This window comes from Halolactibacillus miurensis (assembly GCF_900116255.1).
GTDB lineage: Bacteria > Bacillota > Bacilli > Bacillales > Amphibacillaceae > Halolactibacillus > Halolactibacillus miurensis.
In genome coordinates this window covers 34,744-51,244 of the sequence record NZ_FPAI01000005.1, presented here as the reverse complement: position 1 = coordinate 51,244, position 16,501 = coordinate 34,744, and the positions used below count along the sequence as shown (strand labels likewise).

Annotated in this window: 20 protein-coding genes; 5 read left to right on the top strand and 15 right to left on the bottom strand. The window is 39.5% G+C overall.

Annotated features, from left to right (window positions below; all coding sequences use genetic code 11):
• The first annotated feature begins 44 nt into the window (after positions 1–44).
• Positions 45–734: a potassium channel family protein gene (locus tag BM390_RS04725; RefSeq protein WP_062321508.1), complete on the top strand. Its 690-nt coding sequence runs from the start codon at positions 45–47 to the stop codon at positions 732–734.
• Positions 706–2,037 (top strand): TrkH family potassium uptake protein, encoded by a 1,332-nt coding sequence (locus tag BM390_RS04720; protein ID WP_089853107.1) that lies wholly within the window; start codon positions 706–708, stop codon positions 2,035–2,037. Before BM390_RS04725 ends, BM390_RS04720 begins: the two co-directional genes overlap by 29 nt.
• 106 nt (positions 2,038–2,143) lie before the next feature.
• Here BM390_RS04720 and BM390_RS04715 read toward each other — a convergent pair whose 3' ends face one another.
• Positions 2,144–2,875 carry a YkgJ family cysteine cluster protein gene (locus tag BM390_RS04715; protein ID WP_231631463.1) on the bottom strand — a complete coding sequence of 244 codons (732 nt, stop codon included), beginning with the start codon at positions 2,873–2,875 and terminating at the stop codon, positions 2,144–2,146.
• A gap of 177 nt (positions 2,876–3,052) precedes the next feature.
• On the opposite strand from BM390_RS04715, the gene BM390_RS04710 reads away from it, so the two are divergent.
• Positions 3,053–3,775 carry a MerR family transcriptional regulator gene (locus BM390_RS04710; protein WP_062321510.1) on the top strand — a complete coding sequence of 241 codons (723 nt, stop codon included), beginning with the start codon at positions 3,053–3,055 and terminating at the stop codon, positions 3,773–3,775.
• 98 nt (positions 3,776–3,873) lie between these two features.
• Here BM390_RS04710 and BM390_RS04705 read toward each other — a convergent pair whose 3' ends face one another.
• The 8 genes from BM390_RS04705 to BM390_RS04670 form a co-directional block, all read right to left on the bottom strand.
• Positions 3,874–4,614 (bottom strand): amino acid ABC transporter ATP-binding protein, encoded by a 741-nt coding sequence (locus tag BM390_RS04705; protein ID WP_062321512.1) that lies wholly within the window; start codon positions 4,612–4,614, stop codon positions 3,874–3,876.
• A gap of 13 nt (positions 4,615–4,627) precedes the next feature.
• Positions 4,628–5,236: an amino acid ABC transporter permease gene (locus tag BM390_RS04700; RefSeq protein WP_089853216.1), complete on the bottom strand. Its 609-nt coding sequence runs from the start codon at positions 5,234–5,236 to the stop codon at positions 4,628–4,630.
• 143 nt (positions 5,237–5,379) lie between these two features.
• The gene (locus BM390_RS04695; RefSeq protein ID WP_062321514.1) at positions 5,380–6,195 is read right to left on the bottom strand and encodes a transporter substrate-binding domain-containing protein; all 816 of its coding nucleotides are present in this window, start codon (positions 6,193–6,195) and stop codon (positions 5,380–5,382) included.
• Positions 6,196–6,869: 674 nt separating this feature from the next.
• On the bottom strand, positions 6,870–8,186 hold the full coding sequence (locus tag BM390_RS04690; protein WP_062321516.1) for a GTPase family protein: 1,317 nt from the start codon (positions 8,184–8,186) through the stop codon (positions 6,870–6,872).
• Between the two features lie 35 nt (positions 8,187–8,221).
• The gene (locus BM390_RS04685; protein WP_062321518.1) at positions 8,222–8,803 is read right to left on the bottom strand and encodes a hypothetical protein; all 582 of its coding nucleotides are present in this window, start codon (positions 8,801–8,803) and stop codon (positions 8,222–8,224) included.
• 44 nt (positions 8,804–8,847) lie between these two features.
• Positions 8,848–9,732, bottom strand: a complete 885-nt coding sequence (locus tag BM390_RS04680; protein WP_062321520.1) for a diacylglycerol/lipid kinase family protein — start codon at positions 9,730–9,732, stop codon at positions 8,848–8,850.
• Between the two features lie 217 nt (positions 9,733–9,949).
• Positions 9,950–10,975 carry a M42 family metallopeptidase gene (locus BM390_RS04675; RefSeq protein ID WP_082394490.1) on the bottom strand — a complete coding sequence of 342 codons (1,026 nt, stop codon included), beginning with the start codon at positions 10,973–10,975 and terminating at the stop codon, positions 9,950–9,952.
• Positions 10,976–11,078: 103 nt separating this feature from the next.
• Complete coding sequence (locus BM390_RS04670) at positions 11,079–11,285, bottom strand: PspC domain-containing protein (RefSeq protein WP_062321524.1); 207 nt, start codon at positions 11,283–11,285, stop codon at positions 11,079–11,081.
• A gap of 65 nt (positions 11,286–11,350) precedes the next feature.
• Here BM390_RS04670 and BM390_RS04665 point away from each other — a divergent pair, with 65 nt between their 5' ends.
• Entirely contained in the window at positions 11,351–11,734 is a 384-nt protein-coding gene (locus tag BM390_RS04665; protein WP_062321526.1) for a hypothetical protein, read from the top strand.
• Positions 11,735–11,754: 20 nt separating this feature from the next.
• Here BM390_RS04665 and BM390_RS04660 read toward each other — a convergent pair whose 3' ends face one another.
• The 4 genes from BM390_RS04660 to BM390_RS04645 form a co-directional block, all read right to left on the bottom strand.
• Complete coding sequence (locus BM390_RS04660) at positions 11,755–11,979, bottom strand: excisionase family DNA-binding protein (protein WP_231631468.1); 225 nt, start codon at positions 11,977–11,979, stop codon at positions 11,755–11,757.
• A gap of 45 nt (positions 11,980–12,024) precedes the next feature.
• Positions 12,025–12,891: an RluA family pseudouridine synthase gene (locus BM390_RS04655; RefSeq protein ID WP_246806744.1), complete on the bottom strand. Its 867-nt coding sequence runs from the start codon at positions 12,889–12,891 to the stop codon at positions 12,025–12,027.
• 8 nt (positions 12,892–12,899) lie between these two features.
• Entirely contained in the window at positions 12,900–13,448 is a 549-nt protein-coding gene (locus BM390_RS04650; protein ID WP_062321531.1) for a GNAT family N-acetyltransferase, read from the bottom strand.
• A gap of 117 nt (positions 13,449–13,565) precedes the next feature.
• Positions 13,566–14,741, bottom strand: a complete 1,176-nt coding sequence (locus tag BM390_RS04645) for a cation:proton antiporter (RefSeq protein ID WP_062321533.1) — start codon at positions 14,739–14,741, stop codon at positions 13,566–13,568.
• Positions 14,742–15,142: 401 nt separating this feature from the next.
• On the opposite strand from BM390_RS04645, the gene BM390_RS04640 reads away from it, so the two are divergent.
• On the top strand, positions 15,143–15,640 hold the full coding sequence (locus BM390_RS04640; protein WP_062321535.1) for a DUF5412 family protein: 498 nt from the start codon (positions 15,143–15,145) through the stop codon (positions 15,638–15,640).
• Between the two features lie 57 nt (positions 15,641–15,697).
• Here the strand turns inward: BM390_RS04640 and BM390_RS04635 are convergent, their stop codons facing one another.
• Together BM390_RS04635 and BM390_RS04630 are read right to left on the bottom strand one after the other, a co-directional pair.
• Positions 15,698–15,940: a hypothetical protein gene (locus BM390_RS04635; RefSeq protein WP_062321537.1), complete on the bottom strand. Its 243-nt coding sequence runs from the start codon at positions 15,938–15,940 to the stop codon at positions 15,698–15,700.
• Positions 15,937–16,467 carry a TetR/AcrR family transcriptional regulator gene (locus BM390_RS04630; protein ID WP_177220625.1) on the bottom strand — a complete coding sequence of 177 codons (531 nt, stop codon included), beginning with the start codon at positions 16,465–16,467 and terminating at the stop codon, positions 15,937–15,939. Before BM390_RS04630 ends, BM390_RS04635 begins: the two co-directional genes overlap by 4 nt.
• Positions 16,468–16,501: the final 34 nt, after the last annotated feature.

Below are 16,501 nucleotides of genomic sequence, written 5' to 3'. Positions count from 1 at the left end.
TGCTTAAAAACTTCGGATTTATATAGAAAAAAGGAGGTCATCCTATGGCTAAGCGTCAATTAGCAGTCATTGGTTTAGGCCAATTTGGTCGTGGCGTGACAGATACATTAATCAAGCAAGGACACGATGTGCTTGTGATTGATAAAAAAGAGCGACTGGTTAGCGATTATCAAGCGATTGCCACTCATGCGGTTGTCGCTGATACGACAGAGGAAAACCGCTTAAAAAGTCTCGGTTTAACGAATTTTGATTACGTTATTGTGGCGATTGGTGAAGACATTCAAGCGAGTATTTTAACGACCCTCATCTTAAAAGATATGGGTGTCAAAAACGTCTGGGTAAAAGCGATCAACAAGAACCATTCAAAAATATTAAGTCGGATCGGCGCTGATTATATTATTCAGCCTGAAAAAGATATCGCCAAGCGACTCGTCAATCAATTACTGCATAATCATATTATGGATTTTATTGAACTCTCGGATGATCATAGTATCGTTGAAGTAAAAGTTTCCGACCGTTTAGTCAATCGTTCGATCGAAGCTATTGATTTAAGAGGCCTTTACGGCTTATCACTCATAGGTATTCGTCATAACGGTAAAGTGGATATTAATCCAAGTCCCTACTATCTAATGCAGCCAAAAGATGTCCTCATTATTTTAGGGCGTAACCGGTCGATTCAAAAATTTAAAAAGGTGGAAGTATACGATGAATTTACGCTTAAAGCTAAGAGATAATCCTTTATCACCACCACAAATATTAGCGATGGGTTTCTTTGTGATTATTACGTTAGGGACACTCTTTCTTAAATTACCGATTAGCCGCACGATGCCCCTCTCATGGCTGGACGCTTTCTTTACAGCCACATCAGCCGTTACGGTTACCGGTTTAATTGTTGTTGATACAGGGACAGCGTTTACTACTTTCGGACAAACGGTATTAATGATCCTTATTCAAATTGGCGGCTTAGGCTTTTTAACATTTGCGGTGATGAGTATCTTATTCCTAGGAAAAAAAATCCGTTTAAAAGAAAGACTGTTGATGCAGGAAGCGTTAAATCAAAATTCAATGGGCGGGATCATCCGTCTGATTCGAACCCTTTTCTATTTTGCGGTGACGATGGAACTGATCGCAACAGCGCTGTTAAGCATCCGGTGGATTCCAGAGTTTGGCGTCGGGCGCGGGATATTTATTAGCCTCTTTCACGCGATCTCATCATTTAATAATGCGGGTTTTAGTCTCTTTAGTGATAGCTTATCTCACTATGTCGCAGACCCACTGATCAATATCGTGATAACCCTTCTATTCGTCTCAGGTGGGATTGGTTTTACTGTTATTTATGAGCTCATGCATAAAAGAAAATGGCGAACATGGACGTTACATACGAAAGTCATGTTACTCGGGACATTTCTTATTAATGTCTTCGCCGTGCTTAGCTTTTTTATTTTAGAAGTTAATAATCCCAATACCATTGGTGATCTTTCGCTTGACGGACAGATTTGGGGGAGCTTTTTCCAAGGGTTAACCCCTCGTACAGCAGGTTTTAACTCATTGGATTACAGTCAAATGAATCCAAGTACGCTCATGCTGACAATCTTTTTAATGTTTATTGGTGGCGGGAGTGCCTCGACAGCTTCAGGTATTAAGGTGACGACGTTAATTATTATTATCCTTGCGGTGGTTGCTTATCTCCGTGGTAATAGCCAAGTATTTGCCTTTAGACAACGCATTGATACGGAAGTCGTTATCCGGTCATTATCCATCATTGTTATTAGTTTCTTTATCGTTTTCATTGCGATATTTATTTTAGCAGTAACGGAAGACTTACCGATGATGAGCGTGGTGTTTGAAGCTTTTTCAGCCTTTGGTACCGTCGGCCTATCTACCGGGATCACCGACCAGTTATCTGTGATTGGTAAACCTGTGATTATGCTCCTCATGTTTATCGGTCGTGTGGGACCTTTAACGATTGCCTTTTCACTTGCACGCTCTCAACCACCTCGGATTTCCTATCCGAAGGGTGAAATCTTCACCGGTTGATTATGTCTGTTCCTACCTTTATATTTCGTATAATTGTGTTATGTGTATAATCACTCCAAGCAAAAGCGCCTAAGACTTGTGTCTTAGACGCTTTTCTTTACGTTGATTAAGCATGATCGGTTGGATTAAGCCAATTAATTAAGTAATCTTCACTAAATAAATCATCCGGATAGTGAATCATACCGGTGTCACCATCTTCATATAGCCACTGCACAAATTCATTCAAAGCTTCAAAATATGGGCCATATAAGAATTCAAAACTAACCGTTTCTTTTGGCATGCGGTTTTCTTCACAAAGTTTTGGATCTAAATAATTCACATACGTTCGGCATGGAATCGGACGGGCTTCATATGCCATACAGCTATTCGTTGTTAAATCAAGCAGCGGGCAAGGTAAATCAAGGGTACGGTATTTTCTTTTAAAGTCAGGATCGTCTTTAAAGTCAATCGTGCGCGCTTGTTTTAACTTAACCTCATGATTGACTTGATAACGTGATAAATGTTTAAGAATCGCTTCTTTTCTCTCTGTTGGATAGCGGTCGATCACTTGTTTGATTAACTTCGCTTCTAATCCCGTCACAATAATCGGGAAGTAGCAACAAAACGCACAGCCCATAAAACATGTGGGTCTCTCGTCCATGATTTCATCCATCTTGTTCATTTCAACACTGACTTGATTTAATAAACCTCTAAACGATTCATTCAACTTTTTCTCAACGGATACATCCTGTTCATCCCAATGTTCAATGATTTGATAAAACACCGCTTCATCAATCGCGTAAGTCTCACTTAACTGATTAATTTTTTCCATTAAGCGGTCATATGTTAATTCGGTCACTGTCGACACCTCAGTTTTCTTGTCATTATTTTAATCGTTGTCTTCAACTCTTAGATTTTAACATACCCTGTTCTCTTCCGCTATTAGACACAAAAAATCCATGAGAGAAAAATTAAATTTTTACTTGCCCCTCACGTAACGTTACCCTTTATAGTAGAGAACAAGGAGGTTCTGAAGATGAAAATTCAAGAAGTAAGTACATTAACGGGTCTAACAAAGCGCACCTTGCATCACTATGATAAGATTGGCTTGTTGTCGCCGGCAAAATGTCATCAATCTGGTTATCGAGATTATTCAGACGATGATTTAAATCAGCTACAGTCCATTCTTTTTTATAAAACCCTCGGTCTATCCCTCACTGATATTAAGCGAATCCTTGAGGGCGATCATGACCGATTAACCACACTTGAAAAACAAAAACAAGCTTTAATGAAAAAACACACACAATTAACAGAGATGATTAAAACAATCGATCAAACAATCTTACATGAGAAAGAAGGAAAACATATGTCAAACGAAGAAAAGTTTAAAGGATTTGATTTCAACAACACCGAGTATGACGAGGAAGCCACCCAATTATACGGAAAAGAAGCTGTACTTACCGCTAAAGCCAACGTAAAAAATGGAAAGGTGAGTCAGGAACAGATGCATGACAGTTTTAAACACTTAGCCACACTTCGTCACCTTGCGCCGACAAGTGAGGAAGCTCAAAGCGGTATAAAAGTGTGGGTCGATCAATTAAACCGTATCTACCCATATACAAAAGACATGTTAATTGGTGTCGCTCAACTTTATACGATGGATGAACGCTTCACAGAAAACATGGATCAATATGGTGAGGGCTTAGCCCAATTTATGCAAGAAGCGATGATCTATTACGCCGAACACCAGCTTAAGTAAAAATAGCACACAAAAAGCGTAAGGACAACGGATGAGTCCTTACGTTTTTTGGTGTGCTTGATTTAAAACATCTCGTGATATACACTTTCGGCCCTCTTTTACAGGATTGAATCTAAGAAAGCTTTCGTTCGTTCTTCTTTAGGCTGGTCAAAAATTTGATCCGGCTTACCTTCTTCGACAATCCGGCCTTCGTTCATGTACACGACCCAGTCGCCTACTTCACGAGCAAAGCCCATCTCATGGGTCACAACCACCATCGTCATACCCTCTTCCCCTAGCTCTTTCATTGTTTCAAGAACTTCTCCGACAAGTTCAGGGTCAAGCGCAGACGTTGGTTCATCAAATAACATAATGTCCGGCTGCATGGCGAGTGCGCGCGCAATTGCGACCCGTTGTTTTTGTCCTCCTGATAAGCGTGATGGATACACATCATATTTATCACCAAGACCCACTTTATCTAACAGCCGTTTCCCTTCTTTGATCGCTTCTTTTTTTGATAAACCTTTCACTTGAATCGGCGCTTCAATCACATTGCCTAAGACGGTTTTATGTGGGAATAAGTTAAAATGTTGAAATACCATGCCGACTTTTTGTCTCACTTTATTTAAGTCATGCGTATCCGCTTCGACTTGTTCGCCTTCTATTATGATCTTGCCATCATCTTTAAATTCCAAAAAGTTGAGACAACGTAATAACGTACTTTTACCGGAGCCACTGGCGCCGATTAAAACGACCACATCACTCTCGTTTACTTTTAAATCGATATCATATAAGACGTGTAAATCACCAAATGATTTATTTAATTTTTCTACTCGAATCATTTCTCTTGGTTCTGTCATCCTAATTCCCTCCTTAATCACTCACCGCTAATTTTTTCTCTAATTGATTCACTGCAATCGTTAAAATCAAGACAATAAGTAAGTAATAAATCGCAACGGTAAAGAAATAAGGCAAGTAATTAAATGAATTCGACCCCATCGTATTCGACACCCCAAACAGCTCTTGTAAGCCAATAAATGAGGCAAGTGATGAATCTTTGATCCCAATAATAAATTGATTACCTAACGACGGTACCGCACGACGAAAAGCTTGTGGCAATACAATCCGGCGCATCGTAAGTGAGCGGTTCATCCCAAGTGAACGGGCCGCTTCTGTTTGACCTTTGGTGATGGATTGAATCGCCCCGCGAATGATCTCCGCAATATAGGCCCCTGAGTGGAAGGCTAAACCAATACTGGCTGCCCAGAATTCTGGAATGAGCCAAATTTCAGCTAAGCCATAGAATAGTATAAAGATTTGGACGATTAACGGGGTTCCGCGCACAATCCAAATATATAAATCCGCAATAATTTCTAACACTTTAATCCGTGATATTTTCAGCATCGCGAAGAATAACCCGATCACAATCGCAATCAGTAATGATACAACGGACAATCTAAGCGTAAGCCAAAGACCTTCCATGAAAACATCAAAACTACCTGTAAAGATAGAAAAAAACTCTCCCAACTTGACCGCTCCTTCTCTCTAATGAAAGCTTTATTCGATATTATGTAGCGCATAAACAGAGTAAAGACGTGGTCACGCAATAAGCGTGACCTACTCTCTTATTCAGACGCCCCTTCTGGTTCAACCGTAATATCGACGCCGATCCATTCTTCTGCGAGTGCTTTCAGCTCTCCTGATTCTTTCATTTCTTGTAAGATTGCATTAATTTCTTCCGTTAATTCTGGATTGTCTTTATTAACAGCAACCCCTTGTTCACTGACACCTAAATAGAACGCTTCTTCAATTTCAAGTCCGTTATCAATCGCCGCATTACCAGTGACGTCATCGGTAATAACCGCATCATAATTCCCGTTTGAAAGCGTCTGTAAGGCCACAACATCACTGTCTAGTTGCGGGATATCATCGGTATACCCTTCTGCAATACTAATGTACGTTGTCCCACGCGCAACCGCGATCTTTTTACCTTCTAAGTCGGCTTCTGTCTCAATATCACTACCCGGTTGTACCCAAACAACAGGTCCAGAATAATAATAAGGTTCACTAAAATCAACTTGTTCTAAACGCTCTTCTGTGATGGTATGGCTTGCGACCGCAATATCATAACGTCCTTCACTTACACCCGTCACAATACCTGAGAATTTCGCACGTTTTGGATTAGGTTCTAAACCTAACTTCTCCGCAATCGCCTTCCCAACAGCTACATCATATCCGACCATATCCGTGCCTTCCATATAACTAAATGGTTTAAACTCACCTGATGCCGCAAAGGTTAGCTTTCCTGGTTCTACTAAACCAAAACTTGTCTCACTATCACCTGCACCGTCAGCGTCTGAATCAGATGCTGTATCATCTTCTCCACAAGCAACGAGTGTAAGCATTAGACCTAACAATAGTATACCTATTAACTTTTTCATGAATAATCGTCTCCCTTGTACTTTTTTTATCTCGTTCAACCGAAATAAGTATAGGTGATTCCTTTAATCATGGCTTAAAAGCAAAATTTTGCTCAACCTGTTCCCGCATCCTCCTCTCTTCTTTTAGTACTTATTACTGTTCGCTCGACCCGAAACAGTTCACCCTATACTACCCTTACCCGAGAGAGAAAAACCTTAAACGCCTTTTTATGCTTTTCTGGTATGAATCATTATAGTTTCATATCAAAATCGCCAAATTACCAATAATGAATGCGATTACATTTTTTATTAAAAAACATTAAAAAACCTCCGACTCAATAAAGAATCGGAGGTTTTACTGGTTAATAAATTAACCAGAGATTATTTGCGGCGCAACACACGTTGCCACATACAACGTTATAAACGTGTGCGTCTTATGCAAATCAGCTCATCGCTCTATTACTATAGCACGGTTGTGATTGAAATGCTAGCTTTTTATTTGAAGAAATTATAGAAAGATAATCCCTTGATCGTCTTAGAGCGAGAAGACACTTTCCTCAAAATACTTATAGTAGAGGTGTCTGCCTATAAAAAGCACCTACTAAAATGGCAGGTGCTAAGTCGATAAACTTAAAAATAATGGGAGGTATTTCTGAATTCAATCCTTTAAGGCGAGACTTTAAATTCCCGTACAATCATTCAGCTGATTTTTCATTCTTTTTCGCCGCTTGCTTACCTTCTTGTTCTGCTTTTTTCATGATTTTCTTCATATCTTTCTTGCTTACTGAATCAATAAAGTAAGCCTCGGCTGCTTTACCCATCGCGTATGTGCCAGAGTAAGCAATCGTACTAGAGACGACACTACCTGAGCCTGGCAAAACCACATTTAAGAATTTCGTTCCTTGTTGGGCAATGAGCTTAAAACTGTAGCCAAGAGAGCCAACCCCACCTAAACTAACTAAAAAGTCCTTCAACATTTTCTTATCAACTGTCCGGCCACTCACATAACCGATAAAGCTCACCATAAGCAGTTGTAAAGGGACAAGAACCGACATATCACTGACTGGAATCGGAGTTAAAGCCACCGTTGAAGCAGCACCTGAGAAGACTTTAATGACTTTTTGTGTGAGCTGTTTCACCGCCCTGTCAATCCGGGTTGATAACATCAAGTGAATCGCTGATTGAAAATCAATGTTTGATTCTAAGTAATCCAGTAGCGTATCAATCTCATAACGTCCATCAAATGCGATGGTTAACGCTGATCGCTCCTGTTCAGTTAAATGCTCAGGCGTCTCATGACTCCATTCGATATAACTCGAGACAGGGATGACGGTTTGAATATCTACATGTAGGGATTGGATTAATCGTGTCACTTGTTGCGTTTTCTCTTCAATTCTTTCCTGTTTTATGTCAGGATATTGATCAGGCTCTTTAATTCGAGCCGGTTCAATATGATCAGCGTGTGTGAGGACACAGACAACGGGAACCTGTTCTGATATATAGGGTTTTAAGACATTTATTTGTTGTAACTCCTCATCCATCCCTGCCCGGTCTGTCGCATTCATAACTAAAAGAACAGCATCTGGCTCAAATTGCTGAACGGCTTCTTTTAAAGCTTTTTCTGCGCTACTCGCTGAGTTAAACGATTCTCCTAGACCACGGGTATCAATGACATCAAATAATACCTGTTGATTATCACGATATTGATAACTACTCACCGACTGTGTCCCAACGTCAACCGCAGATGTTTTGGCTAAATAATGTCCAAACATCGCATTAATTAAACTACTTTTACCGACACCAGTTTTACCAACTACGATCAAACGCGGAGGTCGCCGGTCTTTTATATCTTCAAGTAACTGATTAAGTTCATCATTTTTTAAAAGAATCTTTTTAATTTGTTCTCTTGCTTGTTTTGGTACCTTCATTGGTAAAGTATCCATGACTTGGTCAAGACTCGTCCGAATATTGACGAGCCTGTCTAAACGCTCATCTACCGTTTGTCGATCCAAATGGCCTCCTCCTCTCTTTCACATTCCACCATCCATTAACTGGTCTTAAACCATTCATCAAAAAGTGTTTCGACTTCTTCAATATCAGCAAATAATAGTTGCTTTAGTTGACATTTATCAGATTGCCATAACGCTTTTAGCGACTCATCAATAGACTCTTTTCCTTTGATCAATTGAGCATAAAGCTTCAGACGAATTAATTCTAAAGTCTTTTTATCGATTGTACCTTCAGGTAAATCCATGGTGATTGGATAAAGACGGTACTCTTTACTATGTGATATCGACCGTGCCACACCTAATCCCACTTGAATCGCATAATCAATCCGAAGCGGTAAGTCTAATTTGTAGAAATGTACATCACGTAGGTCGTGCTCAATTGGTGTAGAGGTAATATAGATATCCTCATCTTTTGGGATGAGTTTAATCAGTTCGTTTAACGTTTCTGTTGCCGTTTTATAACGAATGATGTCTAATAGATTAACATCAAGTAAACGATCGACCGTATAAATCCATTTATTTTGAATGCCGATAAATGAAACCACTTCAAAATCGCGATAAATTTTTAATTCACTGCCGTTCTGCCAACCAATTAAATAGTCGTCCACCCCATTTTTCATGATGTCACGTCCTTTCTTGGTGAAATATTAGTCCTTCTGACACCTTATTTTCTAAGCAAGCGAATGTGTTTTGGTAAGACGGTTAAATGAAGAGGTAAATCTTCTCCTTCATCCCCGTCAATATTCGTGTGTAATGACGCCATTGACTCAATCTGTATTTCTTTTGTTTTAATATAGCGGACTTTTTCATGATCTTTAAACTCACCTGTTAAGACAGATGGTAATAAAGTCATTAAGTCAAAACCCGCTAATTTTTTTACAATAAAGACGTGCATATAGCCATCATCTAATTTTGCGTCTGTAGCTATCTTTTCAAAGCCGGCGATGGAATTCGTCATTCCAATAACAACTAAAAAAGCCTCTTCATCTATCGTGTCATCTGAAAGCTTAAACGTGAGCGGATAGACTTTATTTTCCGCAAGCGTTTTAGCACCCTCAATGTAATAAGCTAAGGGGCCTAGACGGGTTTTTTGTTCCACACCTACTTCATAAGTTGCCTCAGCGACAGCACCTAAAGCGACAACATTAACAAAATACCGTTCATTGATTTTGCCTATATCAACACGTTGCTCTGTACGCGCTTCTTTTAGCCACTCAATGGCGTCACGAGGCTTTAAGGGGATCCCTATCGCACGCGCAAAGTCATTGACTGTCCCGAACGGGACAAAGCTAAACAGTGGTTGTTGATCATATCTAGCTAAGCCTGCGATCACTTCATTGATGGTCCCATCTCCACCAACACCAATAACATAATCATATCCGTCATTGACAGCCTCTTCTGCGAAGACCGTTGCATCATCTTTCTTTTCTGTTTCTTTCACAACAACCTCATAACCTTTTTCTTTTATTACAGACACTATATCTTCCTTATAATCGATTGCCGCCTCATGACCAGATGACGGATTTAATATAACCATGGCTTGTTTCATCTCATTCACTCTTTTCGTTCATTAATTAATTTTACTTACCCTCAGTATACTAAAGTATACCCAAATGTTTGGGCGTTCTAACCTATGCGATGAAAGTAATCGCTTACTGCGATCATTGTCCTAGTGAAAAATAACGACATCAGACAAGTCGAATAATAAGCCAACAAAAAACCAAGCCTCGCTTGAATGTCGGCTTGGTTTTTCTGAATTTTTAATCTTAATGCGGTACAACTGGGGATTGCAAGTATCGATAAATCAATTGTTCTGTTGCTTTGATGGAATCAATGTGGGTACGCTCAAACGCATGAGAACTATCAATACCTGCACCAATAAGACCGTGAATGATATCGTGCCCGGCTCTAATCGCCGCGGAAGCATCCGATCCATAGTATGGATAGATATCTACCTTGTAACCGATGTTGTGCTCTTTTGCTAAACTCACTAAATGTTGACGAAGACCATGATGATAAGGGCCACTTGAGTCTTTTGCGCAAATCGATACAGTGAATTCATCGGTACTTTGACCATCACCGATCGCGCCCATATCAACGGCTAAGTATTCAACAACCGATTCAGGAATATTTGAATTCCCGCCATAACCAATCTCTTCGTTATTAGAAATAAGCACATAAGTCGTGTAAGGTAAATCAATTGCATCTTTGACGATTTGTTCGGCCAGTGACATGAGCATTGCGACACTTGCTTTATCATCTAGGTGACGTGATTTAATAAAGCCTGTCTCTGTTTCTTCCACGCGCGGGTCAAATGACACAAAGTCACCAACACCAATGCCTAAAGCATGAACATCTGCTTCATTTTTTACAACAGCATCAATTCTCACTTCCATATTGTCTTGATTGCGTTCTTTTGTTCCAGCGTCTTTATAGACATGGACAGATGTTTGATGCAAAAGAATCGTCCCTGTATACGTGTTGCCACTTGCGGTATGAATGGTACAGTATTCACCTTCAATCGAGTTAAAACGAAAACCACCAATTAAATCAAGTTTTAACCTGCCACTTGGTTTCACTTCTTTCACCATCGCACCAAGTGTGTCAACGTGAGCGGTCAACATCCGGGTCTCTTTCGTTGATTTTCCTGGTAATGTGACAATGAGTCCACCTTTTTTATTGCGGACGGTTTCTAGCTTTAAGTTCTGAAAGAAGTCCTCTACATAGGCAATCACTTCATCTGTATAGCCCGACGGGCTAGGAATGTTTACTAAGTTCTTTAAATATGTCATGGTATTCGTTGTCATATAATCCCTACTTTCGCTAAGTTAATCTTTGAAATTCTATTGATATATCATATCTCGCTCTTACAATATCAGTGTGACATAATCTTCTTTATCGCTTTTTCAGTTCAATATAACCGTCGGATAAGTCTTCCGGTAACGTATTCGCAAGGATGATGTAAAAAAAGAAACTACCTGGCAAGGTAAAGATAAATAATAACCGTACCAAAAATGGTGGAACATCAAAGTGGTTCGCCAGGCCACCGCACACACCATGAATGGATTTTTCTATTCTTGACCGTTTAAGTTGTTTTGACATAGAGACACCTCATTTATGATATGCTTAGTAAATCAATACTGGAGCAGAGAAAGGATGCATTCACCATGACACTTATCTTACAAGAAAAATGGCAAAAACAACTGGCACCTGTTGATTATAATCAGTACAAAAACTTGTATCACACTTACGTTAAACATCAATTAACCCACTTAGAAGATATCGGCCTCCGCGCCTCAATAGGCAAGCTCATTCCGCTAAGACAAGCTAAAAACCATGCGGGACAACGGTTAATTATTTGTTTTTATCAAAACACCACACAGACAAGCCTGTCTCCATCATTCACGGCAACATTACCATCATGTGACGTGGTTGATGTGACGATCCCTCACCTTTCATTAGCACCAGGTGAGGTCACACTTTGGACAATTATTTTCATCTCACCTACGACGCCGTTTACCGAGGGTTGGTTAGTGCCCGTCAGTAAATGACTCTTTTTTAAAATATAAAATTAATCCTCATCTTTAACGAATAGACTCTCTGGGACGGGTTCAGATAAATAGGCTTGAATTTCCGCTCGAATCCGTTCCATTTCTTTTATATGCGTATCAAACTGAGCGGTATTGACTAAGTATTGTTCCCCGTCATAAAATGCTTTGATCTTCTTTTCGAAAATTAATTTACGTAAATCCGTTTCATTTATTTCTAGATAATCGGCTGCTTCCTTAATTGACACGAACAAGCCCTTTCCCCCTTATCTCTTGTAATACCCATCCTCACGTCATGACTGCGGTGAGAGAAATGACTTTGGTACAGGTGCATGAAACGACAAGGTTTCTTGAGTGGTTGGATGTTTAAAAGTAATCGTCTCCGCATGTAGTCCTAACCGTTTGATTGGATTTGTTTTTGCGCCATATTTTTTATCTCCCACAATCGGATGACCAGCAGCACTTAGTTGGACCCGGATTTGATTTTTCCGACCAGTATCCAGATGTACATGTAGTAAGCTTGTCTTTTTCCCGCGATGTTTGACTTGATAATGGAGCGACGCATAAATACCTTCAGTTTTATTGTTAGTTGTAAACATACGATGCGTTTTAGATTCCCCTAGATAATCTTCTAAATGAGCTTGATCTTTTTTTACGACACCTTCAACAAGTGCCACATACCGTCGTTCTTTCACCCGTTCTTTCCAGTTTGACTGTAGGACGAGTTTTGAGCGCTCGTTTTTCGCAAATACCAACACACCCGACGTATCACGGTCAAGTCGATGTACGATAAAGATTCGGGCTCTTGGGTCTTTCTTTTGTAGATATTCACTTAATTGCCGGTGAGCCGTCAATTCTTTTACCTGTTTATTCGTTTGAATTGTCAACAAGCCACTGGCTTTATTGACAACCAAACAATCATCGTCTTCGTGTAAAATCGTTAAACCTTTTAATTGAGTTTCTTTGATTTGTTCTTTTGAAATGCTCACGACTTGCCCTTTTGTTAAGGGATGATTGAATTGCGAGATGGGCTGATTATCCACATAGACTTGCCCTCGCTGCAAAAAACCTTTTATTTTACTCCTACTATAATCAAACTGTTGGAGTAAAAAGCCCATGAGCATCGTCTCTGTTTTTACCGTTTGTTCGATCTTTTTCACGACATGCCTCACTCACTTTCGTCATAGTCACTTTTTAATAAGCCGTAATGAACATGATCAAGATAGCCGTCATGCATCCACTCAGCCTCACGGATGATTCCTTCTTCTTTAAACCCTAAGCGTTTAGCAATACCGCGCGACTTATGGTTATTGACAGCCGCTTTTAAGTCCATTCGATTAAGACCAAGCTCATTAAATCCATATTGAATAATAGCTTTTGCGGCCTTTGTCATTACCCCTTGACCAATATAAGCTTCACCAAGCCAGTAGCCAATTTCAGCGCGCTTATTTTGTTGATCAAGCTCATTAAATCCAACCAACCCAGCAACACAATCATCTACATAAATCACTGATACAAATGATTCAAGTTTCGCATTCGTGATGACGGTCTCTTCAACAAACTTTCGAGTATGGTCTTCCTTCGTCGTAAACTCCACAAATATTAAAAAATCACGTAAGTGATTTCTAGAGTCTTGAATGAGGCGGTACAATGGTTCGGTATGAAACACGGTAAGTGGCCTTAATTCAATCCGGTCATCGATGGCATATGTATACATTTTATTTCCTCCTTTATTCGTTCCTTTACGTCCAACATTTTCTAAAAAATCATACTGATTACTTACTCATGCTTATCGCTATAAGCGTCCTGTTATGTGTAAAAAAAGCGACCTATTTTATCCTTTTTGTAACAGTTTAGGCGCACTCCACTTAATTAAAATAGCGCCTAAAGGTGCGGTAAGTAGAATGGATAAGACAGCAATGGCTAATATTTCAGGTCCTTTTTCTACGCCGCTTGCGAGAGGTAGCGCACCAATAGCCGCTTGTACGGTTGCTTTCGGTAAATAACTAAGCACACAGAAAAAGCGTTCTTTCGTGTTGAGCGCACTGCCAATGGTTGAAATAAACACACCGAGTGTTCGAAACATGAGACCGATGATAATAATGACAAGCCCCATAAACCCTGCCTCTAGTGCGACTGTAATATTAACTTCCGCTCCGACTAAACTAAACAACAGAATCTGGGCAAAGAACCAAATCGATAAGAGCGTAGTAGATAATTCTACTCCTATCTTTTCGCGTTGGTCGGTAATTAGAAAACCAATCGCCATAATGCCGAGTAAGCTCGCAATACCAATTACTTCACCGAAAGTATAAAAACCAATCGCACCTGTAAGTAACAACAATAACCGTTCGACATTCGAATGAAACAAACGTTTAAAGTCAAACAGCTTAATAAACAGATAGCCAATGACTAAACCACCTAACACACCAAGCACAATACTAAAGGGAATCTTTAATACTGACTCTACAATTGACAGATCACCTGTTGTTCCGAGACTTAAGAAAAAACTAAAAATCGTAATCGCAAACACATCATCCATTGACGTACCTGCTAGTAATAACGTTGGAATTTGTTTATCTTCTCCATAACCTTCACTCTTTAATTCTAACATACTTGGTACGACAACCGCTGGTGAAACCGCCGCAATAATAAAGCCAAGCATCCCGGCTTCTGCGAAACTAAAGTCAAAGAAATAGTAACTCACAAAAAGAATACTAAACCCCTCTAACAAGCCTGGTAGACTACTCATCTTGATCGCCAGACTCCCAACCGCTTGTATTTCATGGCGTTTGATCCCGAGGCCGGCGCGAATTAAAATAATCAGTAAACTAAAGGTCCGAATCTCACTTGATATATTTAGTAAATCAAGATGAAGCCAGTCGAGTACATACGGTCCAAACAGGATCCCTACAAATAACATACCTAATAATGGTGGCAGGCGAAAACTTTTCATCACCATCCCCAATACGAAGCCACTCAGTAATAATAACGCGATACTCTCTAACATTTTTTTCTCCCTTCACGGTGACAACTCTTCTTGGTTAGCTTGTTTTATCATTCATCTAATATAGAAAAAATAGCCACTACAAAGAACAGGTCACCTCCTGTTGTTTGTAGAAGCTATTGGTCTGTCGACAGTTTCTGAGTCATCTCAAGAGGCGAGCTTCACCGCCTTATACTGTTCTTAGTTTAGCATAACTTGATCGATCGAACAATTTCATTTTACTACTTTTTGTATTCCCCTATTATATTTTGTAACTTGTTTTAATCTTCATACGTCTTATCTATTATATCAGTCATAGTTACCTACCTATCATGTCACTAATATATACCAAAAGTCATATTGTAAAATGACTGTAAATTCTATAAGATGGAAATGAATCAATTCATAGATTGTGAGGGTTAATAATGAGTAAACGAACGCGCATGGTCTCTTGGTCACTAAGTGCTATTGTTTTAATTTGGATTATTGAATTTTATTTTGCCTCTTTCTTCAGTTATTGGCGTGTGCTCCCCTCCGTCTTATTTGCTTGGCCAATTATTCTTTTCAACATCTATTGCGCATTGAAAATACCTGTTGATAAATCGAAGTTTTATCGTTGGTTATCTCTAACCACCCCGGTCTTACTGGCGGTCATTTTAATCATTCCAACGATTCAAGTGTTACTAACGAAAGAAGAAAAGCTGATGTCTACCTCATCACCTGATGAGTCTTATACGGTTAATGTATACCAAAAGTCCAACCCTAAAGCGCTCGTCGCCGAACGAAAAGGTCCGTTATGGTTTAAACAACATTTGTATGTCGAACGAAACTTTGAGCATGTGATTGTTCAATGGATTACAAGCCATCAACTACAAATTAATCAGCATGTGATTGACCTAAGAAAAGCCGGCCACGCGAAGTGACCGGCTTTTCTTCATGATTCTTATGCGCTTATCTAACATCTTTCATTACTCCCAATGTTATTTCTTATCCGTTGATGATGCTTCGTCACTGGCCGTTTCTTCATTCACTATTTTGTTTGGTTTAATATAATGCATGTAGTACCGCATCGATTCGCGAACAATTAACACAACAAACAAACCTAATATGACTTTATTCATTGTTGTTGATAAATCGCCGACAATCAAAAAGGCAATCAAACCTAATAGATAAAATCCTAACATCAATTGTTGAACAACTTTCATTCCGCTTGTCTTACTCATGAACATCCCCCCTTTACGAAGGGTCGAATAAAGATATGTTCAACATCGATCGCTTCACTAGTTGTACCTAATACGACCGTCGAAATAAAATACCCAACCCAACTGCGAGCCATATGTTCGATATGAACGTCTTGTTCAAATGGTTTCAGCTGTTTTAATAGCTGATGATAAAAAATGACCGGGAAGTTCATATGTTCAGGTAAGTTCCCCATCAAACTCTCGCTTAACAACATCTTAACGAGCGCTCTGTTTTTAATCAAAATCTGTGATCGTTCAGTAAACCATAATGTTAATATTTTTTCAAGCGGTTCATCCGTCTGTTCTTGACGTTCTTGCATGTTAAAATACTCATCAATGGTCAATTGAATCGCGGTTAAAAATAAGTTTTGTTTATTGGTAAACTTTCTAAATAACGTGACTTCAGCTACTTGCGCTTTTCTGGCTATGTCTTGTGTAGTGGCATTGTAGCCTTTTTCTATAAAGACATCGACAGCGGCTTTAATAATCTGGTTCGTTTTATCTGCCATAACTAAACTCCTCATGTGGATGGTTGTTTAGCTT